General features: G+C 63.6%; 16 protein-coding genes. 5 read left to right on the top strand and 11 right to left on the bottom strand.

All coding sequences use genetic code 11. The features are described from left to right. Positions 1-146 precede the first annotated feature (146 nt). Complete coding sequence (locus tag ACO1XS_RS09145; protein WP_331574521.1) at positions 147-572, bottom strand: VOC family protein; 426 nt, start codon at positions 570-572, stop codon at positions 147-149. Positions 573-651: 79 nt separating this feature from the next. Further along, positions 652-1,476 (bottom strand): isocitrate lyase/PEP mutase family protein, encoded by an 825-nt coding sequence (locus ACO1XS_RS09150; protein WP_486390496.1) that lies wholly within the window; start codon positions 1,474-1,476, stop codon positions 652-654. A 282-nt stretch (positions 1,477-1,758) separates the two neighbouring features. Between ACO1XS_RS09150 and ACO1XS_RS09155 the strand changes: the two genes are divergently transcribed. Further along, a complete protein-coding gene (locus ACO1XS_RS09155; protein ID WP_331574525.1) occupies positions 1,759-2,361 on the top strand; it encodes a hypothetical protein in 603 nt (200 codons plus the stop codon). A 24-nt stretch (positions 2,362-2,385) separates the two neighbouring features. Here the strand turns inward: ACO1XS_RS09155 and ACO1XS_RS09160 are convergent, their stop codons facing one another. From ACO1XS_RS09160 to ACO1XS_RS09180, 5 genes are all read right to left on the bottom strand, one after another. After that, positions 2,386-2,670 carry a hypothetical protein gene (locus ACO1XS_RS09160; protein WP_331574527.1) on the bottom strand — a complete coding sequence of 95 codons (285 nt, stop codon included), beginning with the start codon at positions 2,668-2,670 and terminating at the stop codon, positions 2,386-2,388. Between the two features lie 152 nt (positions 2,671-2,822). Beyond that, positions 2,823-3,206, bottom strand: coding sequence for a DUF2917 domain-containing protein (locus ACO1XS_RS09165; protein ID WP_486390497.1), 384 nt, complete (start codon positions 3,204-3,206; stop codon positions 2,823-2,825). Between the two features lie 312 nt (positions 3,207-3,518). After that, a complete protein-coding gene (locus tag ACO1XS_RS09170) occupies positions 3,519-4,895 on the bottom strand; it encodes a leucine-rich repeat domain-containing protein (protein ID WP_486390498.1) in 1,377 nt (458 codons plus the stop codon). Positions 4,896-5,484: 589 nt separating this feature from the next. Next, a complete protein-coding gene (locus tag ACO1XS_RS09175) occupies positions 5,485-7,761 on the bottom strand; it encodes an ankyrin repeat domain-containing protein (RefSeq protein ID WP_486390499.1) in 2,277 nt (758 codons plus the stop codon). 174 nt (positions 7,762-7,935) lie between these two features. After that, positions 7,936-8,340 carry a cupin domain-containing protein gene (locus ACO1XS_RS09180; protein ID WP_331574535.1) on the bottom strand — a complete coding sequence of 135 codons (405 nt, stop codon included), beginning with the start codon at positions 8,338-8,340 and terminating at the stop codon, positions 7,936-7,938. Between the two features lie 261 nt (positions 8,341-8,601). Between ACO1XS_RS09180 and ACO1XS_RS09185 the strand changes: the two genes are divergently transcribed. Next, positions 8,602-9,813 carry an MFS transporter gene (locus ACO1XS_RS09185; protein ID WP_486390500.1) on the top strand — a complete coding sequence of 404 codons (1,212 nt, stop codon included), beginning with the start codon at positions 8,602-8,604 and terminating at the stop codon, positions 9,811-9,813. 61 nt (positions 9,814-9,874) lie between these two features. Here ACO1XS_RS09185 and ACO1XS_RS09190 read toward each other — a convergent pair whose 3' ends face one another. From ACO1XS_RS09190 to ACO1XS_RS09205, 4 genes are all read right to left on the bottom strand, one after another. Further along, positions 9,875-11,293 (bottom strand): GGDEF domain-containing protein, encoded by a 1,419-nt coding sequence (locus ACO1XS_RS09190; protein WP_486390501.1) that lies wholly within the window; start codon positions 11,291-11,293, stop codon positions 9,875-9,877. Positions 11,294-11,510: 217 nt separating this feature from the next. After that, entirely contained in the window at positions 11,511-12,098 is a 588-nt protein-coding gene (locus ACO1XS_RS09195) for a DUF4136 domain-containing protein (RefSeq protein ID WP_486390502.1), read from the bottom strand. 81 nt (positions 12,099-12,179) lie between these two features. Beyond that, the gene (locus tag ACO1XS_RS09200; RefSeq protein ID WP_486390503.1) at positions 12,180-14,603 is read right to left on the bottom strand and encodes a CHASE2 domain-containing protein; all 2,424 of its coding nucleotides are present in this window, start codon (positions 14,601-14,603) and stop codon (positions 12,180-12,182) included. Between the two features lie 12 nt (positions 14,604-14,615). After that, positions 14,616-15,911, bottom strand: coding sequence for a FecR family protein (locus ACO1XS_RS09205; protein WP_486390504.1), 1,296 nt, complete (start codon positions 15,909-15,911; stop codon positions 14,616-14,618). A gap of 493 nt (positions 15,912-16,404) precedes the next feature. Here ACO1XS_RS09205 and ACO1XS_RS09210 point away from each other — a divergent pair, with 493 nt between their 5' ends. The 3 genes from ACO1XS_RS09210 to ACO1XS_RS09220 all read left to right on the top strand — a co-directional run bounded on the left by ACO1XS_RS09210 (position 16,405) and on the right by ACO1XS_RS09220 (position 21,388). Beyond that, complete coding sequence (locus ACO1XS_RS09210) at positions 16,405-17,121, top strand: response regulator transcription factor (RefSeq protein ID WP_331574547.1); 717 nt, start codon at positions 16,405-16,407, stop codon at positions 17,119-17,121. A 293-nt stretch (positions 17,122-17,414) separates the two neighbouring features. Then, the gene (locus ACO1XS_RS09215) at positions 17,415-20,255 is read left to right on the top strand and encodes an ATP-binding protein (protein WP_486390505.1); all 2,841 of its coding nucleotides are present in this window, start codon (positions 17,415-17,417) and stop codon (positions 20,253-20,255) included. A 56-nt stretch (positions 20,256-20,311) separates the two neighbouring features. Continuing rightward, entirely contained in the window at positions 20,312-21,388 is a 1,077-nt protein-coding gene (locus ACO1XS_RS09220) for a response regulator (RefSeq protein ID WP_331574551.1), read from the top strand. The last annotated feature ends 12 nt before the right edge of the window (positions 21,389-21,400 follow it).

Raw genomic sequence — 21,400 nt, forward strand, 5'->3', positions numbered from 1 at the left:
GTTGCCCTATTCGTCTATCGGGCACATTCGCCCGACAATGAATGCAGGTAAACCCTCGCGAGCCGGCGGTGCCGCGTCAGGGAAGCCTCGGGCCGGTCACTCGCCGCTGCGCAAGGCCGTATGACACGGAAGGCGAAACAACCCGCCTACTTCGCAAACAGTTGCCCGATGTCCTTGAACGCCTTGAATTCCAACGCATTGCCGCAGGGATCGAGCAGGAACATCGTCGCCTGTTCGCCGACCTGCCCCTCGAAACGAACATACGGCTCGATCACGAAACGGGTGCCGGACGACTTCAGCCGCTCGGCAAGCGCTTCCCAGTCCTCCCAACCGAGCACGACGCCAAAGTGCGGGACCGGCACATCGTGGCCATCGACCGGGTTGGTATGGGCGTGCTGCTGCGACGGCGTCTTCGGATGTTCGTGAATGACCAACTGATGACCGAAGAAGTTGAAGTCCACCCATCGCTCGCTCGAGCGCCCCTCCTCGAGTCCGAAGACTTTGCCGTAGAACGCGCGCGCGGCGGGCAGATCGTAGACGGGAATTGCCAAATGAAACGGGGAAAGAGTCATCGTTTGCGCCTAATATCGGTTTAAAGCCAGGGTCGAATACCGCACGTACATCTCGTTGAAGACGGGCCGTGCACAGCGTTCAAACACCATCGCGAAACAAGCTATCGAGCTGCGCACCGGACGCCCCATCGGCGAACCCATCGAAGCGTCCCTCGGCCAACGCGCTCGCCGCCCGCATGAACCCTCCCCACGCCGCGCGCGCCAGCGCGCCGCCCACGCTGACGCGCCGCACACCGAGCGCCGCGAGATCGTCGACGGTGAATTCGGACGTTGAACCGATCAGCACATTCACCGGCTTCGGTGCGACGGCCGCGACGACCGCTGCAATCTGCTCCCGGGTCTTGATACCGGGCGCATAAAGACAGTCCGCGCCGGCCTCGGCATAGGCGCGCAGCCGCGCGATCGCATCATCGAGGTTCGGCACGCCTGCAATGAAGTTTTCAGCACGGCCGACCAGCAGGGCATCGCCACCCGCCTCGTCGATCGCGCGGCGTGCAGCCTGCATGCGCTCGACCGCCACCGGCAACGGCAACAGCGGCGCGTTGGGGTCTCGCGTCGAGTCTTCGATCGACAGGCCCGCCACGCCCGTATCCAGTGCGAGCCTGACGTTTCGCGCGACGCCGGCGGCATCCTCGGCAAAACCGTTTTCGAAATCGGCATTGACGGGCAGAGTGGTGGCCGCCACGACGTTACGAAGATGCTCGAGTACACGCTCGAGCGCCAATGTATTGTCCGCGTGACCGACGGACCAGGCGAATCCCGAACTCGTCGTTGCAATGGCTTTGAAACCGAGGCTCTGCAGATATCGCGTACTGCCGATATCCCAGGCATTCGGCAGCACGAAGCAACCCGAAGCATGTAAGGCACGAAACGCAGCGCGCTTTTGCGCGACGGTAGGAACCATGGAGGACTCCTCGATGGACAGTGGAAGTATCGATATACCCATGCAACGGGCTTCGCCAGATGATACCGGACCAGCGCGGAACGACTCGTTACGATCGATGTCCATCGCGTTGTCCGTCAACGCATATCGCACCGCTGCGCGCTTTCGTATGAATAAAACGAGGTGTCGCCTGCATGCCGGATCAATGGCGGTTTCGCCAGTTTTGTCGCGAGTAAACTGACGCGTCCGGCTCGCATCGATCAAACGGATCGGCGAGCGCGGTCGAGTGATGGGAGGGTCGAAGTGTCAAGGCAAGTGCGGTGTATCGATTTAATTGGCCTCGTTATCCTGCCGGCCGCCCTGACGTTTTCCGCGGGCACGGCATGCGCGCAGGAAACCAGTGTGCCGGGGCAGCCCGGCCTCTTTTCGGGCACCACCGCAACCCACACGGACGCTGTGATAGAAAAGATCGACATGAACACCAATACGCTGACGCTCCGCAAACAGGACGGCTCGCTAGTCGACGTCGTGGTCGACAAGACGGTCGGCAATGTCAGCAGACTGCACATCGGCGATCACGTTGCGATCACCTATACGCGTGCGCTGATTCTCAGCGCCGAGCGCGCGGCCGAAGGGGCAATACGCGAACGCCTCGATACGCAGACCGTCACGCCCGCCTCGGGGGGCATGACGAAAACGGTTCATCGCGTACAGGCCGTGGCGACCGTGCTCGCCATCGATCGGGGCCGGCGGCTGTTGACGCTGCGCGGTCCGAGCGGCCCCATGACACTGCAGGCAGCAACGGATCGTTTTCTCGACGGGCTACAAGTCGGCGAAAACATTCGTGTCGATTACATCGAAGGCACTGCGCTCGAGGTCACGCGCGATGGCGCGCCGGTACGGTAGGTCCGGCGGTCACCGCGGCGTTCGTCAAGCGCGGCTTTCGTTCAACGCACGCCGCAACAGCTCGTCGACGACACCCGATATTCCTTCCGGATGCGTGGCGGCCATCTCCTTGAGACGGCCGACCAATTCGCCATCGAGCTTGCATGCAAATGGGACGAGCCCTTTGGCTTGATCCAGTTTGCGCTGCTCGCGCCGATTGAGCGGCGCATCGGCCGCGGCTTTGCCGAAACGCTCGGAATGGGCTTGTTTCATCGAGTGCGTGAGCTTCAGTGCCTTGTTTTTCTCAAGGTCGGTTTTCTTCATGGCCATGCTTTTGAATTCCGCGAATCAGGGTTGTCGAAGCGGCATTGTACGCGGCGAACGAGCGCATTCAGCCGCGAGCCTGGATGTCGCCTGCCATTCGCGCTCATTCACGATCCACGATTCATGTCCGGAGCTCATTCACCCCCACCCACCATGACTCAGGCACGTTGAGGCATCCCACCCGCCAATAAGAGCTGAAGCCGCCTTAGCCAGCGCTGCAACAACGGGCGCCGTTCGCGCCATTCGCTCGTCAGCGTGACATGTGCAGCCGAATCGCCTTCAACGCTGAGCCAGACCCGCTCGCCGCGCAACAGACCGATGACGTCTCCGGGGCGCAGCCAATAGTCGTCGAGATGGCCCGCTCGCGTGAGCCAGACCGGTGCGCCTTGCGCCCGCAGCTCGGTGTCGACCGTCATGCGCCACGATACGGCGCTGGCGGGTGCGAGCGCGGCATGGACGACGACCATCCATTCGGAGGCGGCGTCGAGCGAGCGCCCAACGGGTAAAACGCGGCAATCGAACTGCGGGGTACTTTCGGTCATCTTTCTCTCCGTCGATTGAGCCGGCAGACGGAGGAAGCCACCAAAACAAAAAGGCCCCATCCGTTTCCGGGGGGCCTTGTCGTGCATTCGAAATAAAACTAATGCGCGTACGCCCCCGATGATGCGCCCCAGCGGGCGTTCATCGGGTGGTTAATGAAAATGGCGAAATGGGTCGGCGTAAGCATGTCAGTGAGTTTCCATGGACGCGCAACGCCTGTCAACGGAATTTTGATATGCGAGAGAAAGGCATTCCGGTACGCAGGTGCGCTCGTGAATTGTGTTTTACGGTAATTCGTAGTGAGCGTCCGTGAATCAGATCAAAAGCGTCGTCAGACGCGCATTGGCTCGTAGCGCGAGCACACCCGGCCTGCCGAATTCGTTGAGTCGCACGTCGAGTGCAGTGAGCGAACCGCTTGCCGCTAATGCGCGCGCGGCCGCGTCGTCGAGTTCGTTGCCGCTGGCGCTGAGCGAACTCAGCGTGCTGCTGCCTGCCAATGCGCGGGCGCCCCCCTCGCCGATCCGGTTGCCGCTCACGTCGAGCGATCTGAGCGAGCGGCACAGTGCGAGTGCTTGTGCACCCGAGCTGCCGATGCCGTTCAAGCTCGCGTCGAGCGCGGCGAGCGAGCGGCTCGCCGCGAGCGCTTCGGCACCTTCGTCGCCGATTCGGTTGCCGCTCACGCTCAGCGTGACGAGCGAACCGAGGGCCGCCAATGCACGCGCACCGGGCGCACCGATGTCGTTATGGCTTGCGTCCACGGAAACCAGCGACGTACTGTGCGCCAATGCACGCGCGCCCTCGTCACCCATCGCATTCGAGCCTATATCGAGCGAAATCAGCGAGGCGCTCTGCGCGAGCGCTCGAGCGCCGGGCTCGCCAATCTGGTTGTGGCTGACGTTGAGGGACTTCAGCAAGCGGCTGCGCGAAAGCGACTGTGCTGCCGCGTCGCTCAGCCCGTTGTCGCTCACGTTGAGCGAGGTGAGCGACGAACTGCCTGCCAGCAGATGTGCGCCGTCGTCTCCGATCAGGTTGCCGCTCACATCGAGCGATCGCAGCGAGCGATTCGCCGCGAGCGCCCGCACACCGTCCCTGCCGATTTCGTTGCGACTGACGTTCAATGCGCTCAGCGTTCGACTCGCTGCCAGCGCACGCGTCCCTTCGCTGCCCAGCCGGTTGCGACTCACGTCGAGCGAGACGAGCGAGCGGTTGGCCGCCAATGCGCGAGCGCCCCTGTCGCCGATCCGGTTCCCGCTCAAGTCGAGCGCGATGAGTGTCGGCATATTCGCGAGGATTCGTGCACCCTCGTCGTCGATTCCCGCGCGAGCCGCGTTGAGCGATGACAGCGGCAGCTCGGCCAAATGTTCCAGTCCGGCCTTCGATATCGCGCTGCCCCGGCACTCTCTCAGATCGACATGGCGCAACGACGGCGGTAGCCCCGCCAAATCGTCGACCGAAAACATACCGCTCAGGCGCACGCTTTGCGGCCGCAGCTCCGTGTGCTTCAGCCTCGCGAGGTCCTCGCTGCAGCGGATCTCCAACGGTGCCTCGGCGGCGCGGCGCAGGTGTGCGTTGACTGAACGCATGGCCCAACGAGCCGTTTGCCCGTTGTGAAGGAACGCGTCCTCCCAGGCGGCGGCGGAAAAGTGCGGGACTTGGGCTCCGGCCAGCGGCAACGTGTCGGCCTCCGACATGCTTCGTCGATGATGAGCCGCTCGCGTTCGAACGAGCTCGGGCGATGCGCGTTCAGGCGCGGCTGCCCCGGGCGGTACCCAGCCTGGGGTGAGCATCCGGGGGCCGCGCCTGCGGGAGAACCAGCGGCGGCTTCCAAACGCTTCGGCGGCTTCGCTCGATTCGCGCGGCACCGGTTCGGCTTCGGCTCGATCGCCAGCCTCGGCGGCACTCGTCTCCCGAGGCGGCACCGGCGCTCGCGGCGCAGGCGCTGCGCTCGACGGCGCGGCGCTGTTTCTCAAAGCAAAATGGCGCAGTACCGCGGACGCCGTCGCGCTCAACGAGCGCGACGAAGAAGCGGCATTACTGTCGCGAGGGGCGGTCAGCGGATCTCCTTGCGCGCCATCGGTAGCGCGTTCGGCAGGCGCCTGAGAAATGTCCTGCCGCGAAGTTCTCGTTACCATTCACAAGCTCCATTTTCCTAATCGCGGAACAATGAACGAGCCTCGCGGTATGGCTCGATTCCAGTAACGAAACTGCGAGGAATGCAGCGAATGGATTCGAACGCATGCCGCCGAATTCGCGCACTGCCCAAGGGCCTGTTCACGGGCCCTAAGTCTCCCTTGCCGACTCCTCGTCTTCGACGATCGGCTCCATCGGTCTGCGTGCGCGTCGCGCAACCGCGGGCAGCGTATCGGAGGTCCGCACCGGTCCCGCGGGCCGCGTCCAGTTCGGTGCGCGCAGATGGTCGAGGGCGGGATTGTCGAGAATCTCCTGTTCCCGATCCGCGCAAAAGCGCGAGAGCGCATTCGCAAACTGTTGCGGATCGACGTGATAGCCCAATCCAGGCGGGCCACTCGTTTCGGGCCGGCTCGCGCGGTAGCCATCCGTATCGGTGAGACCGAGCTTGAGTTGGACGAGCCCCGGGTAACGATAGCCGCCCGGCCCCTTCATGATTCCCATCAGCCCGCGCCGGGGATCGTTCGCGTAATCGAGCGTGATCGCCACGCCGCGCGGCTGCGCATAGTCGACTTCGAGCGTGCCGCCCTTCGTTGCACGGCGAGCCTGGTTATTGTTCAGCAGTTGCGGGTCCATCAGGATCATCGAAGGCTGCTTCGGCAGCAGAACCCGGCTTTCGACGGACGCGAGAAACGTTTGTGCCATCGCACCGCCCATCGAATGCCCGCCAACGAAGTCGAGCTGCACATGGTCCGGGTGCGACAGGATCTTCGCGAACAGTTCGCCCGCTCGCTTGGCCGCGCGGTCGACTTCCCCGATCCGGCCGAATGCACTACCGATGTCCTGCTTGAAGTCCCGCATGTTTTGCGTACCGCCGAAGAAAACGCGCAGACGCAACGGCTCCAGAAGTCCCCCACCCGGTCCGCGCTCCGCGGCGACTCGCAAATGGGCGATGTCCATTACGCTCCTGAGCTCGGCGCGCTCTTCCCGCGATAGGGGGGCGTTCAGCGCATCATGATCGAGTGCGGCGTTATCGTAGTCGGCGAGAAATCGTTCGATGTCCGCCCTGAATCGCGCGAATGTCGCGCGGACCGCCGCCTTTTTCTGCATGTACTTGCCAGGGTCCGACGACAGCTTGCCGAAACCGAGTGCCTCCGATAGGGCCTCGACATCACGATGGCTGAGCTCATCGAACGCTCGCTTCGGATCGTTGACGAAACTGAGCTTCGGACCGGACTTCAGAGAGTTGATCGCTGGCCTCCTCGCGTTTGGCGAAGCCGCCATCTTGAGCTCGGGCTGGATACGAAGCTCTTCCTCCGGAGCCACCCGTGCGCTTGGGCGCAACGTGCCGGCTAACGCCGGCTTGCGGTCGCGCAGATCGCCCAGAAACGGCGTTTCGCGTGCGCCCAGCTCGAGAACCGCCTTGGCCCCAGCCGCCGTTGTCGGGATGACGTCCGCCGTGCCGCCCAAGCGCGCTGTCAGAAGCTGCGCGAACGTGCGATTCGACCTGTTGCGAACATTGATGTCCGGATCGTGTTCGAGTAGAGCGAGCACTGTGGGGCGCGTACCCGACTGCGCAAGCCGCATGATGGCCGTATTGCCGTTCTCGTCGCGGGCGTCGATAGGCGTGCCGGCACGCAGCAGCAGATGGACGACGTCGGGCGAGCGCGCATCGAACAACGCCGTCGCACCACGATTATTCGTTGCACTCGGATCCGCGCCAGCGGCAAGCAACTGCGACACGATTTCCGTGCCGCGCCCGGCGGCCAGATGCAGTGGCGTGTTACTCAGCTCGTCGCGCACATTCGGGTCCGCGCCGTGGTCGATCAACGTTTTCGCAAACTCGACGTTGCCGCCCGTCAGTGCATTCATCAACAGCGTGGCACCGCTGTGATCAGGTGCATCCACGAGCTCGGGCGAGCGCGCGAGGATCTCGTTCATCCGCGCGGAAGGGAAGTCGACGTCCCACGCCATGTCGAGCAGTGCTTCGCGATCCTCGTCGATTGGTTGGGAATCGGCCCGGTGATGGCCGCTACTGCCTTCCGTGCGCACACTGTGCGTGTCGCGGCCCGGCGACGCATCGATTCGAGCCGACGACAAGCGCGACCGATCGCTCAGCGAGACACGCGGCGACTCGGCTCTGCTGGACGGCGGTGTCCAGACCGCCGCCGCGCGGATTGCCGCGACCGCCTCCCGGAGCTCTTCGTCGTCGGACGACGAACTCGGCGGGGGGCGATGCGATGAAGACGGAGTCGCATCCGGCATCACCCGCCGCGCGTTCTGCCGCTTCAGCGCGCCGAGTGCCGGCGCGACAGTCATTTTGCGGCTCGAGCCCGCGCGTTCCTGCGGTGCGTGTTGGGACTCGCCCGCATGGGAGGGCACGGTCGACGTGCCGAGCCAGGCGCGAAAGCTGGAAATCGGATTCTTCATCGGCAAGACACCTGACTACTTGACACATGGACGCAGCGTGAGCGCTTCGTCGCATTGTGTCGGTGCCTGCGCGATTCACATCGCATGGCGCGGCGAAAACACTCGCCCGTCGGCGAATCGATCCGCGCGCCCCTTCCATGTCAGCCGTCGAAAAACCCGGGTTTATCCCTTCGTTTATTCTTCGTTCGAATAGGGAATCGAATTGCCTTCTATACTCAGATCGAAATTGCAAGCCACGATTGCCCTCACCGGCTCGGACGAACTGAGATTGACGGGTTGGTGCGGCACCCCACCGGGTATATAGACAAAATCGCCGGGCCGATTCAGCATCGATTTGTTCATACGGCGGCCATACCGATGCTCGACGTTGCCGCCCAGCACATAGAGGATCGTCTCGGTTCCTTCGGGGTGCGCGTGAGCAGGAATGTTCTCGCCAGGCTGAATGACCGCCATGTACATGAACAATGCACCCGGGCGCTTCATGTGTCCCACGGCCGCATGGTACGAGAACGCCGCTTGCGGGCCTCCCGCACTTTCGCCTGCCCCAGTCGATAGCAGCACGATGTCGTCGTCGTCCATCCGGGTGCTCCATTCTGGCTTCGTCGGTGTTGCCGCAACAGCTTTCGCCGGCAGCTTCGCTCCGAAACGCTACCCGGTTGTTTGGGACACCGAAGCAATGAAGCGAAGAAACGCAACGCGACGCGAAGCAAAGCGAAGCGACGTCAGCCACGCGATGACAGGCCTCGCCCCTATCGAATGAAGGGTTCATGACACAATCGGTTCCTCGCCCACCTGCCCGTGGCCGAGCGCCTACGCCCCCCACCGAAAGCACACTTGCCGATGAATGCACCGCGATCTTCACTGAGCCGCCCCCGCATACCCCGCACCGTCTGGGCGCTCGGATTCGTCAGCCTGTTCATGGACCTGTCATCGGAATTGATCCACGCCTTGTTGCCGATCTTTCTGGTATCGACGATGGGCATGAGCGTGGTTGCCCTCGGTGCGCTCGAGGGCGCCGCGGAAGCAACGACGATGATCGTCAAGGTGTTTTCCGGGCCATTGAGCGACTGGCTGGGAAAACGCAAAGGCTTGCTGCTGGTGGGTTATGGACTCGCCGCGTTGACCAAGCCGCTTTTCCCGCTCGCAACCACGCCATTCGTCGTTGCGATCGCGCGTCTCGTCGATCGGCTGGGCAAAGGCATACGCGGTGCCCCTCGCGACGCGCTGGTGGCCGATGTGGCGCCACCCGATATTCGCGGCGCCTGCTTCGGGCTGCGCCAATCGATGGACACGGTTGGCGCGGTTGCGGGCCCGTTGCTGGCCATGGCATTGATGTTCGCCTTCGATGACCGTATTCGCACCGTGCTGTGGTTCGCCGTTGCTCCCGCCTTCATTTGTGTGGGACTGCTGTTCTTCGGCGTCGAAGAACCCGAGCTCCCGGCCGGCGCCCGGACGTTTCGCTCGCCGCTCGAGTGGCGCGCTGTGCGGGGGTTCCCGGGCCGCTATTGGTTCGTCGTCGTCGTTGGCGCGGCATTCACGCTCGCGCGGTTCAGCGAGGCATTTCTCGTCCTGCGCGCACAACAGGCAGGCTTCGATCTCGCCTGGGTGCCTGCGGTGATGGCGGTCATGAGCCTGACCTATGCACTGTCGGCCTACCCTGTGGGCAAGCTTTCGGACCGGCTCGACCGCCGCGTCCTCCTGGCTGCCGGCCTTGCGTTGCTGATGGGCGCGGACCTGACACTGGGCCACGCAGCGTCCGCACCGTTCGTCTTTGCCGGTGTGGCGCTATGGGGGCTGCATATGGGTTTTACCCAAGGCATTTTCGCCGCGATGGTAGCCGACGCATCGCCGGCCGCGCTACGGGGCACGGCGTTCGGCATCTTCAATCTGGTCAGCGGCGCATCGATGCTGCTCTCGAGCATACTGGCCGGCTGGCTTTGGGAACGATACGGCGCGCCCGCTACGTTTTGGGCAAGCGCCGCGCTTGCCGCGGCGCCGCTCGCGATGTGCGCTTTCGCACCCGCCGCGCGCGCCGGGGAACCCCGCCGTTGAAACAGCTCAACGAGCGCACAGCGGTTCGAGAGGATCCATCGAGGCGGCCGCGTCCGCCGTGCTAGACCGCGATCACGCAATTGCGGCCGTGATCCTTTGCGCGACTCAACCGCTCGTCCGCGGCACGCATGAGCGCCTCGCTCGTCGTGCCGTCGTGCGGGAACTGGGCAATGCCAATGCTGACCGTGACGGAAAAGCGATCGTTGCCGCTTACGAACGGCGTTGCCTGCACCGCCGCGCGAATTCGCTCGCCGGCCATCAGCGCGGTATCGAGCGCGCCGCGCGGAATCAGCACCATGAACTCCTCGCCGGCGACGCGGGCGACGCCTTCGAATGGACGGATCGCATCGAGACAGATGTCGACCACGTTACGCAGCACCTGATCGCCCATATCCCGGCCGAACCGATCGTTGATGCGTCGAAAATTGTCGAGGTCGAGCGCCAGCAGCGAAAACGGCGCGCTGCCCAGCTTGGCCCGTTCTATTTCCCGTTCGATCCGATTGATGAACGCCTTGCGGTTGACGGCACCGGTGAGCGGATCCGCCACGGCGAGTTGCTCCAGCTTCACGTTGCTGCGCTGCAGCTCGCGCAGCGCAGTTTCCGTTCGCGCCATCGACTCTTGCAAACGCGCCATCAATTCCTCGCGACTGTAGATGGCGGAAAACGAGCCGGCCGCATGGAATGCCTGAACGATTCCATAACTGAGCAGAAAGAAACCGCCGGCGAAGATTGCATGGGCAAGCCACCACATGTGATTCCAGGGCTTGCCAAGCAGGAATGCCAGCGACGACAACGCGAAAGCCATCACCGAGATTCCAAATATCTGCATCAGCGGCGAGCGGATTCTCCGGGCAAGAAGACAGCCGACGTTCACGAGCGATACGAGCATCGCGCCGCCTTCGAGGATGAGCCGGGTCGCAAGCGTACCGGCGAACGGCGTATTGGCGAGCACCGCAACGAGCAAATCGACGACGACGAAGCCCACGAGCCATGCGGCCCAGAACATGCGGTCATGCCGTCGCGCGGCCGGATCGGGCTCGGAGTCCGCACGGTACGAAAGCAAGCCGATAAACAACAGAACCGCCATCACGAGCCGTGAAACCGGGCCATACAACAGGAACAGCCACATGTCGTGGTGTGCGAGCGGAGTGAATGCGCCATGCGGCGCGTAGACGATGACAAACCCCGCAAAACCCAGTGTCAACCAGCGCAAGATCGGATCGCCCGAGCGCCGGTAACACTGCCATGTCACGTAGCAGACGAAAATCCCTTCCAACGTGGCGAGTGCAATCGCAATCTCGTGGAACGTGTGGTCTTCGAATAAAAGCCGGGAATCCTGAAAAAAATGCAGGTAGGCAATCAAATAAGCCGGTAACAAGGCGAATGCAATCACCAGGAAACCGGCGTACCAACGCGTGACGCCACGGACGATCTGCTCGGGTGCGTCGCGTTCTTTCGTGAGCCCTGTCGTTTCGCTCATGGTATTGGCCCGCTCTCTCGTTGTCTCTCAGTCGGCAATGGACGCCGCCACGACGGCCTCGCAGCGGCGCTTTTGCATTCTACGGAAGATTGCGGTCCCTATGGTCGATTATTCGGTTTCGCGTCGCCGCATTCTTTCAATCGGCATTCCGCAAACGTTTGAAAACCGGTTCCGCGATATTCGAACCCTTCTGTCTGAATGCGCCTCGGGATGCGCGTCAGCGTGAATCGGGTGCGATGGATACGATCGACGGCATATTTCCGTTCTCGCCAGGGCGCAATCGGACACGCCAGCGGGAACTGCCGTTATAAGGCATCCGAGCGAATGCGCTTTGCACGAGGTACGTGATGGCCGAAGGCGATTCGGCCTCGCCATCGCGGCTCGATGCGCTGACCTTATAGACTTCCCGGCCGGACGCACGATCGAAAAAGCGCAACGTCAACGAGTGGACGAAGCGTTCGCGGCCGGGCCATCGAAACGACCATGCGGGCTGCCGCGGCTCGCACGGCGCTTGCGCCGCGCAGGCGTCATCGACTATCGACACGGACTGAGCATGCGTGTCATAGGCAAACGAAACGCGCAAACGCGCGCGAGCCTCGGGCGCCGCATCGAAGCCGTGCGTCGCAAGCGCATCGGCAATGGCCGACTCGTACCGAGCGGCATCCGCGCTGGCTGGCGTCACGGGCGAATCGGCAAACACATAAGTGCGCGGCCCCGCGTCCAGGGCCGACGCGTCGGGTAACGACGCCCTCACATCCGATTCGATGCCGGCACACCCCGCCAGCATCGCCACGGCAAACCCCATTGCGAACCATCCCGCTTTCAAAATTCAATCTCCTCTTTTCTCTTGGCGCTGCAGTCAGCGTCCCTGTGCATCCGCCGACCGCTATTCGGCAGCCGGCTCGTCCGCTGCCGGCAGCCATATCGTGACGGTCGTGCCGCGTCCCGGCTCGCTTTCGACGCGTACCTCGCCGCCATGCCGCATCACCACCGTCTTGATGAATGCCATGCCGAGCCCCGCTCCACCGGAGGCCGGCTGCCCCGGTGCCTGGAACCGCCGAAACGGTTCGAACAAATGACGCTGCATCGCCAATGGGATGCCATAGCCCTCATCGGCGACCGTGCATTGGACGCGGTGCGGCGCCGCCGCGGCCACGGATACCTTGACCACTGTATCGTTCGGGCTGTACTTGATCGCGTTGTTGATGACGTTTGCGATAGCACGCGTCATGAGCGATCGATCGGCCGCTACCCAGTATTCCCTGTCGCCGAGATTCATATCGACGCCTATGCTCTTGGTGCGCGCCTGCGGCCACAACTCGTCGCCGGCGTCGGCGACGATATCGGCGAGATTCGTCGGCTCGAGTGAATAGGTCTGCGATTCGGCACGCGCGAGCTGAACGAAATCGTCCGCGAGTTTCAGTGCGCGGTGCGCGTGTCGTTCGATGCGTTCCAGCAACATGCGCGTACGCTCCGAGTCGCTGCTCGTGCGCTCGAGCTCGACGAGCGCGAGGATCGATGCATGCCGCGAGCGCATATCGTGCGACAACAGGCGCAGCGCATCTTCGCGCCCCCGCTCTGCCGCGTGAAGCGCCGTCACTTCGACGAGCCCCGCCACCCAGCTGCCCGACTCTTCGCCTTGCTCGCTTCTGCAACGGGCGTAACGCAGCAGATAGTCGTGCCCGGACGGATCGCGCACCTCCAGTCCACGCTTCACGATACCGACGCGAGGCCCTCTCGGATCCAGCACTGCCGGCCAACGCGCGCGCAGTTCGGCCTCTTCTTCGAGCCCCGCTCCGATCGCCTTGATCAGCGTGAATTCGCCGAGTACATCGGTAAGCGGACGGCCCCGCGGGTCAGGGCTGGCAATACGTACGAAATGCGAGCGCGCGGCCTTGTTGGAAAGTACGACGATGCCCTGTCTATCCGCTACGATCACGGGTTCGGGCACGCTGTTCAGACTGTCCCACACGAAACGCTTCATATCTTGCAAGCGGTGGGCGGCACGCTCGACGAGCGCGATCTGGCGCTCGAGCACATCGCCGCCGAAGCGTTGCGACGGCGCCGGTGGCTCCGGTAACAGGTGCGGTTCGGCGTCGAGCTGCCTGAGTTCGCGGCGCAAGCGGGACATCGTCATTTCGAGCCGGCGCCAGCTCCACAACGGGTAGAGCACGCTCAATCCGAGCAAGGCGGGCACGGGCGAAATCCACGCGCGCGCCCCATGCAGCAGCAGCGCGCTCATCGCGAGCGATGCTGCGCCCAGCGCGAGGGTCAGTACGAGCGAGCGCCATGGCGAAAGCACGAACACGCCCGCGAGCAGCACCACCAAAGGAATCAGCGAGGCCGCCACGACCCAGCCGGCCGTCACGGGCGAGATGATGCGGTCCGACAGCAATGCGTCCAGCACTTCAGCGTGGACTTCGACATCGGACAACGTGCCGATCCTCCCCGAAACGGGCGTCGCGTAGTTGCCCGACAGGCCCTCCGCGGTCACGCCGACAAAAACGATCTTTCCGCGCAAGGCCCCGGGGGCCACGGCACCGCTCAACAGCTTGGCTGCCGAGATACGTAGACGTGCGGACGCGTTCGAACCGAACGGGATCAATACGGGGTGCGTCGGCAGCATGCCCCCGGCAGCGTCGCGCGCAATGTAGCGTCCGTGCGCCAGCGGAAGTTTGCCGCTTCGAATGGCGTCGTAGACGAGCATATCGATATACGGCCAGCGCGACGCATCCCCGCCCTCGTCCGGATCGATCGAGCGGACAACGCTGTCGGGATCGGCGTCCAGGTCGATATGCCCCATTCCCGCCGCTGCCCGCGCGATCGGCCCGACGGGCACGACGGCGATGTCCGACGCGCGGTCTTCCGCGTGGGCGAGCAACACCGGAAGATACGTCGGCACGGCACGGATGGCATCGGCCAGGACCTGGTCGTTCGGCGTCGGCTCCGTGAGCAGCACGTCGTAGACCACAGCCGCCGCGCCGCTTTTTCCCACGGCGTCGAGAACGCGCGCTTGCAGGTCGCGCGGCCACGGCCAGCGCCCGAATTTGGCAATGCTTTCGTCGTCCATTTCCACGATCGCGATGTCGGGCACCACGGGGCGTGAAGAAAACGACAGCATGTGGTCGTACACCATGCGATCGAGCCCGGCCGTCGCCTGCCTCAGGACGGCCAGCACGACGATCAGGATCGTGAAAAAGCCTATCGTCAACCACTCGATCAGATAACGTTTCGCCTCCGGGCCCCATCGGCGAGAGGATTCATCATTGCTCGAGCTCGCCGGAGATCCGCGCACCGAGTCATGGCTCATTTGAGAACTCGTTCACTTGGCGAGCGTAAACGAACGCACGCGCGATGCCGTCTCGTAGAATTGGCCGTTCTCGAATTGTTCAGCTACGACGGTCCAGTAATAAACGCCCGCGCGCAGCCCCGCAACGACGATGTGGTCCGTCGATATGTCGACTTCGTCGACCAGCGGCTCGCGCAGATCTTCGTCGCGCGACAAGATGAAACGATATCGCGTTGGCACGCCAGTGCGGCTCGCGAACCAGCGAAAAGTGTATTCGCGCGAACCCGGCGAACGCATCGCCGAAGCAGCGAGCTGCATACGGCGGCGCTCGAGTGCGTACACGCGCGCCATTCCCTCCAGGCCCGCGTCATCGATGGCGGAAACGCGCACGAAATAGTTGCCGTCCGGTAGTTCGCCCAGGCTCGCATGCGGTGCTTCGCCGCGTGCTTCGATCCGTGTCTCCTTCAGCCGGTCCAACATGCCGGCGTCCCGTGCGATCTCGACCCGGTATTGGCGCGCCCCCTCGAGCGCCGCGAGTTCGAAGTCCACTTCCGCGCCGTCCTGTATGCGCCCCGGATGCACGAGCTCGGGCGCGGGCAACAGCGCGACCGGTGTTCCTACCGCGCGCCCCGCGCGGGTCAGGCTGCCGAAGCCGGCCGGCACCAGTTGGGCGCCCGCGGACGGCACGCCCAGCGTGCCATCGCCTTGCGACGAGTTAGCGGGTGCTGCAGCCGCAGCCGCGGCGACCGCAACGGCGCCGTCGAGCACTTCGACCGCCGATGTCTGCTCACCGCCGTTCACCCGAAAGTGGGTTCCGCGCACGCCCGCCACAATCGGCGCCGCGCGTATCTCGAACCGGTCGCGCGGCTTTTTCGCGTGCGTCACTTCGCTTTCGACTTCGCCGCGCCGCAACTCGAGGCGGCGTTCGCTCGCCTCGCCGAGCAGCGTGCGAGTCAATGTTGCGAGCGTCACCACCGTTTCGTGGGCAAGACTGACATGGGAGCCGTCGTCGAACTCGATCGTCGCAAACCCGGTTTTACCGGTCGCGATCGAATCGCCCTCGCTCAGCGAGACGCCGGGCACGAGCGGCAACGGCGGGGCGTTGCCGATTGCGTAAGTCGCATTTCCGCTCGTGGCAACGACACGCGCAGCGAGCGGCTCGCGCCGCAACAACGCGACGGGAAGGCGCAGCGTGATGCCAGGCTTCAGTTGCCGGGGAGCCGGCACCCGATTGATGCGCGCAATTACGCGCCAATCATCGATTTCTTGCAGGTACCTTTGCGCAACGGTATATAGCGTATCGCCGCGCTGCGCCGCATAAGAAATCATCGCCGATTGATTTGCCGGCGCTTGCGCGAAAACGTCGGGCGGCACACATGAAAGGCACGCGAATAAGACCGTCAACGCCATCGTGCGAGCTGCAAACGGCTCGATTGAATGGGCCGCCGGCCAGTATTTTACGCGACGCAGATATTGACGAGGTTGCGGTGGCATCAGACGGAAAAAGTAGGAGTCTCCAGATATTACGCAGACCTATTCATTTTTTCAACGATTTGCGTGTTACAAGCCAATCCATTAGCCCCATTTGGGGCACGGGTAATCCCGTCCATCGTCGATTTTCCGATCGATCGCGACTGCTCGCATCGACTACAAACGTTTGCCTCCCATGCCACGAACTCTTAACAATTGTTAACTGCGATCCATTTTGCGCGTGAGCGCGGCGGAGCGTAGTGCTCGTCGTGGCATCCGGCGCTAAAATGCGCGAGCCCTGCAAAAGGACATTTCGACGAGAACCCGTTGGCCCGATCACCGGGAGTGGACAGTGAAGATTGCCTATCTGGAAGACGATGAAAGCCAGATTGAACGTGTTAGCGAGATTTTGTCTGACAAAGGCCATGAATGCCGGATATTCGTCGATGGAAGCCAGCTGATTCGCCAACTGAAGCGCGAAACCTTCGACATGCTGCTGCTCGATTGGCAGGTGCCGGGAGTAACGGGACATCAGGTTTTGCAATGGGCACGCTCCAACCTGACAGAGCGCGTGCCGGTGATATTCATGACGAGCCGCTCGGAGGAACGCGACATCGTGTCGGCACTGGGCGCGGGCGCCGACGATTACATCATCAAGCCCATCCGCGAGGGCGAATTCATCGCGCGCATCGACGCGCTTGCGCGCCGCACGCGCCCCAATACGGCATCGACGCCCGCTCCGATCGAAGTCGGTCGTTATCGCATCGATGCGGCGACCCGGACGTGTTTTCTCGCAGGCGTGCCGATCGAACTGACGAGCCGTGAGTTCGACCTCGCACTGCTCATGTTTCAGTACATCGGACGCATCCTGTCGCGGGAACATATCGGCGGCGTAGTCTGGGGGCAGCCCCCCGATGCCATATCGCGCACGCTGGACACCCACATGTCCAGAGTTCGTTCGAAACTCCAGCTCCGCCCCGAAAATGGGTTCCGACTCACCCCCGTTTATGGGCATGGCTATCGGCTCGACATCGTGGCGCCGCTGACAGGCGACAAGCCCGCCGAGTAGGGCCGGTCCTCAACCCCTGCGGCAATCCCGTATCAACTTTTGCGGCGTCGCGCCGTTATTGGAGATAGTCGTGCCCGTTTGGCACCGGGCCGACGGTTTTCCGGGGGATTGTCGATCAAATGGTGGATGCCACAACCGGTCCGCATATCGAAACGCCGCAGGCACGACCGCGTCGCCGCGCAAATGCCAGGGGCGGTTTGCGCACCCGCAGCTTGGGGCTGCAAAGTTACCTGCTTATTGCAGCGCTCTGGCTTGCGCTCGGCATCTTGACCGCATGGGACGAGCATGTGGAAATGAGCAACGCTCGCGCAGGCGCGACCGCGCTTTCCGACGCGCTTGCCGCTCATACCGTGCGCGTCATGCGGGAAGCCGAACAGGTCGCCGCGCTCGTTTCGTGGCAAGTTCAAAATGACGGCGTTTCGATTCCGCTTGCCTATTACGTGGATTCGGGCTTGCTGAAGCTCGACGTATTCGTCCAAGTGGCCGTCATCGATTCCCAGGGCTTCCTGCGTGCGTCGACGATTCCCGGCTTCAAGCCAATCGATCTTTCCGATCGAGAGCATTTCAAGGTCCATCTGCACAACGCGAGCACAGAACTGGTGATCGGCAAGCCCATCGTCGGGCGTGCAAGCGGCAAACCTTCGTTGCAGTTGTCACAGCGAATCAACAGCCACGACGGGCATTTTCTCGGTGTCGTCGTCGTATCGGTGGATCCCTCCTACTTCACGGAGCTCTATAACGGTCTGCGCATCGGCAAGGACGGCATCGTGACGGTCGTGGGAACGCGCGACTACGTGATCCGCGCGCTTCGGACGGGCCAGTCCAAGTCGATCGGCGCAACCTTGCCGCCCGGCAATCTGCTACGGCGCGCGCTCGAACAGCACCGTTCCGGCGACTTGCGCATGCCGTCGTACATGGATGACCAGGACCGCATCGTCAGCTATCGGAAGCTTGCCGACTACCCGCTTGCCGTGGCAGTCGGCTACTCCACCCAGGAATTTCTCGCGCCATGGCGTTTGCGCAGCATGTTCCTGCTGATCGCGGCAGTGTTGTTGTCGCTCTTGATCGTTCTCGCCGATCGTCGCACTCGCGGTCTCGTGCGCAGTCTCGCCGCCGCGCATCAGCGCGAGATAGCCAAAGCCGAACAGCTCGACCAGGCCCGCTCGGACGCGGAAGCCGCCTCGCGCGCGAAAAGCGCGTTCCTTGCAACGATGAGTCATGAGATTCGCACGCCGATGAACGGCGTCATCGGCATGACGGAAGTGCTCGCGCGCTCGCCGCTGACAGCCGATCAAAAGGAAATGGTATTCACGATCCGCGATTGCGCGTCCGCGCTTTTGCGGATCATCGACGACATTCTCGACTTTTCGAAGATCGAAGCCGGCAAGCTCCAGATCGAGTCGGTGCCCGTTGCGATCGAGGATGTCGTCGATGGGCTGGCTGCTTCGCTTGCCACAGTGGCCGATGCGCGCGGCGTTGCGCTGCGCACCTATGTGTCGCCCGCGCTGCCCGCGCTCGTGTTCTCCGACGATACCCGCCTGCGGGAAATCCTCTACAACCTGGTCGGCAACGCAATCAAATTCTCCGGCGGGCGGGAAGGTATCGCTGGGCATGTATCGCTGCGGGTGGAGCCCGAGGCTCCGGATGGCGCGACGGTTCGCTTTGCGATCTCGGACAACGGCATCGGCATGTCGCAGGACATGCAAGCCCAACTGTTCCGCCCCTTCAGTCAGGCCGAGACTTCGACGACGCGCCGCTTCGGCGGAACCGGACTTGGACTCGCGATCTGTCGCCGGCTCGCCGCACTGATGGGCGGCGACATCACGGTGACGAGCGAACTCGGCGCGGGATCGACGTTCATCGTCAGACTGCCGCTCGAACGCGTTCCCGATGCACCGGCGCGCGTACAGCAGGATCTGTCCGGACTCGCCTGCATCGTTGCGCCCTCAACCGAATTCAATGCCGACGATATTGCCACCTACCTGCGCAGCGCCGGGGTCAACGTGCAACTCGCCGAGGATGTCGAGGACGCTCAGCACCGCCTCGCCATCGCCGGCGGCGCCGCACTCCTCGTCTGCGGCGAAGCGATGCGGCACAGCGCAGCCATCTCGGCGAAGGGCCGCGTCCTGATCTCCTCCGGACGCAGCCTCGTGCTGCAGTCGGAACCCGACGGTACCGTGGTGGCGGGCGCGCAGGCGTTGCGCCGACGCGCACTCGTCGATGCGCTGGCGCTGGCAGCGGGGCGCAGCGCACCGCACTGCAGCGCCCGCGGCGACGCCGCGGTTGCCGAAGGTCAGCACGCGAGGGCGGCGCCGAACGCGCCCAAGATACTCGTCGCGGAAGACGACCAGATCAATCGCAAGGTCATCGGGCGACAGCTCGAATTGCTCGGCTACACGGCCGATATGGCAACCGATGGAGAAGAAGCGCTGCAAATGTGGCTTGCGGCACCGTACGGCCTCATTCTCACCGACTTGCACATGCCGAATCGCGACGGCTATGAACTGGCGCAGACCATCCGCGCCCAGGAGGCCAGCGAAGCACGCAAGCGCGTGCCGATCGTGGCACTGACGGCCAATGCGATTCATGGGGAGGCGAGCCGCGCCAAAGCGCTCGGCATAGACGACTATCTGACGAAGCCGCTCAAGCTCGTACTACTGCAGCAGGCTATCGAACAATGGCTTGCACCCTCGCAGCACACTGCGCCGCCCGATAACCTCACCGCCGAGCCAGCCGGCGCTCCGCAAGAGACCACCGTCGTCGAATCGGCGCAAGCCTGCGATTTCTCGTCCGTCGTCGATTTGAGCGTCCTGCGTGGAATCGTCGGCGACGACAACGAAACGGTGCAGGCGTTGCTCTCGGAGTACGTCGAATGCTCCGCCGCGCTCGCGCAGCAACTTCTCGAGCATCTGAGCGCGCGACGCGCCCCTGAGGCCGCTGCCGTCGCTCATAAGCTGAAATCTTCGTCGCGTTCGATCGGCGCGCTCGCCCTCGGCGAGCTCTGCGCGCGCATCGAAAGCGATGCAAGGGAAGCGGTGGATATGTCTTTTACCGAACTGAGCACTCGATTCGGCGCGGCCTACAGTAAGGTCGTCGAAGCCGCACGCGCGCTCTCGCAAGCCTTGCCGTCGTAGCCACGAGGGTTGGCTGGCAGGCATTGGGGCCGCACCCGCGCTCGACGCGCCGAGGGGTGAGCCCGTTGAGAGACGATCCGCGTATTCTTGTTGCAGCCGATACCGTGCACCACGCCGTGCCCGTCGCCCGGAGGCTGGCCGACACATTCGCCGCAGTGCGCGTCTCGACGAACCCCGCCGACATCGCTTCGGACTTCGAAGTCTATCGCCCGAACGTGCTCGTGCTGGCCTTCGATACGCTCGATGGCGCGAAGCGTTGCTGCGATCGGCTTTACGGCGAAAGCACGCTCGTTCACGAGACCGCTCACAAAACGATCGTGCTGTGCGGCCCCGACGATGTTCGGCGGGTCTACGACGCGTGCAAGGAAGGCACATTCGACGACTACGTCGTCTTCTGGCCCGCGACCCATGACGGCCCGCGCCTCGCCCTGGCCATCGACCATGCGCTGCACCTGCTGTCGAACGCCCAATCGGACGCGCCGGCCGCAGGCCGGCTGGCTGCCTATGCGCGTCATCTGGCAAGCCTCGAGCCCGCGTTGGAACGCTACGCCCGCTCGTTCGCCGCGCAAGTCGACGTGACGCACACGGTGGCCGCGGCAACGCCTTGCCGCAACGGCGACGGCGACGCGTTGCGCAGTCACTTCGATCGGCTGGGGGAATCGGTGGACGCGCTTTGCCGCGCCGCCCAGGCGTTGGCGAGTGCGCTCGGGCCGCAATTGCGCGCGGCGCACGCGATGAACGCCATCACGGGCCACCTGCGCCCGCACGTGCTAGCCGTCGACGACGATGGATTGCAGCGCTGCACGCTCGAACGGTTGCTCGCAGGTACGCGTGTCGATCTAACTTGCGCCGCGAGCGGCGCGCAGGCCTTTCGCGCGATCCGGGCTCGCCGCCCGGATCTCGTGCTCACGGACGTGGACTTGCCCGACCTGAGCGGAATGGAGCTGACCCGCCGCCTCAAATCCGTCGAGCCCCTGGCGCAGATTCCGATCATCATGGTGGCCGGCGAAAGTCGGCGCACCGTGGTCCTGGAAAGCGTTCGAGCGGGCGCAGCCGATTTCATGGTGAAGCCGTTTTGCCGCTCGACGCTGATCGACAAACTCGAGGCATTCCTGCCCGGCGCCATCGTCTGAGCGGCCCCGGCG

This window comes from Trinickia sp., from assembly GCF_057351765.1.

Excerpts from the sequence above, each read along its gene's own strand:
- ACO1XS_RS09175 (WP_486390499.1), bottom strand. The coding sequence starts at position 7,761 with ATGAAGAATCCGATTTCCAGCTTTCGCGCCTGGCTCGGCACGTCGACC.
- ACO1XS_RS09150 (WP_486390496.1), bottom strand. The coding sequence starts at position 1,476 with ATGGTTCCTACCGTCGCGCAAAAGCGCGCTGCGTTTCGTGCCTTACAT.
- ACO1XS_RS09180 (WP_331574535.1), bottom strand. The coding sequence starts at position 8,340 with ATGGACGACGACGACATCGTGCTGCTATCGACTGGGGCAGGCGAAAGT.
- ACO1XS_RS09200 (WP_486390503.1), bottom strand. The coding sequence starts at position 14,603 with ATGAGCCATGACTCGGTGCGCGGATCTCCGGCGAGCTCGAGCAATGAT.
- ACO1XS_RS09145 (WP_331574521.1), bottom strand. The coding sequence starts at position 572 with ATGACTCTTTCCCCGTTTCATTTGGCAATTCCCGTCTACGATCTGCCC.
- ACO1XS_RS09185 (WP_486390500.1), top strand. The coding sequence starts at position 8,602 with ATGAATGCACCGCGATCTTCACTGAGCCGCCCCCGCATACCCCGCACC.
- ACO1XS_RS09170 (WP_486390498.1), bottom strand. The coding sequence starts at position 4,895 with ATGTCGGAGGCCGACACGTTGCCGCTGGCCGGAGCCCAAGTCCCGCAC.
- ACO1XS_RS09205 (WP_486390504.1), bottom strand. The coding sequence starts at position 15,911 with ATGATTTCTTATGCGGCGCAGCGCGGCGATACGCTATATACCGTTGCG.
- ACO1XS_RS09215 (WP_486390505.1), top strand. The coding sequence starts at position 17,415 with ATGAGCAACGCTCGCGCAGGCGCGACCGCGCTTTCCGACGCGCTTGCC.
- ACO1XS_RS09160 (WP_331574527.1), bottom strand. The coding sequence starts at position 2,670 with ATGGCCATGAAGAAAACCGACCTTGAGAAAAACAAGGCACTGAAGCTC.
- ACO1XS_RS09195 (WP_486390502.1), bottom strand. The coding sequence starts at position 12,098 with ATGGGGTTTGCCGTGGCGATGCTGGCGGGGTGTGCCGGCATCGAATCG.
- ACO1XS_RS09190 (WP_486390501.1), bottom strand. The coding sequence starts at position 11,293 with ATGAGCGAAACGACAGGGCTCACGAAAGAACGCGACGCACCCGAGCAG.
- ACO1XS_RS09165 (WP_486390497.1), bottom strand. The coding sequence starts at position 3,206 with ATGACCGAAAGTACCCCGCAGTTCGATTGCCGCGTTTTACCCGTTGGG.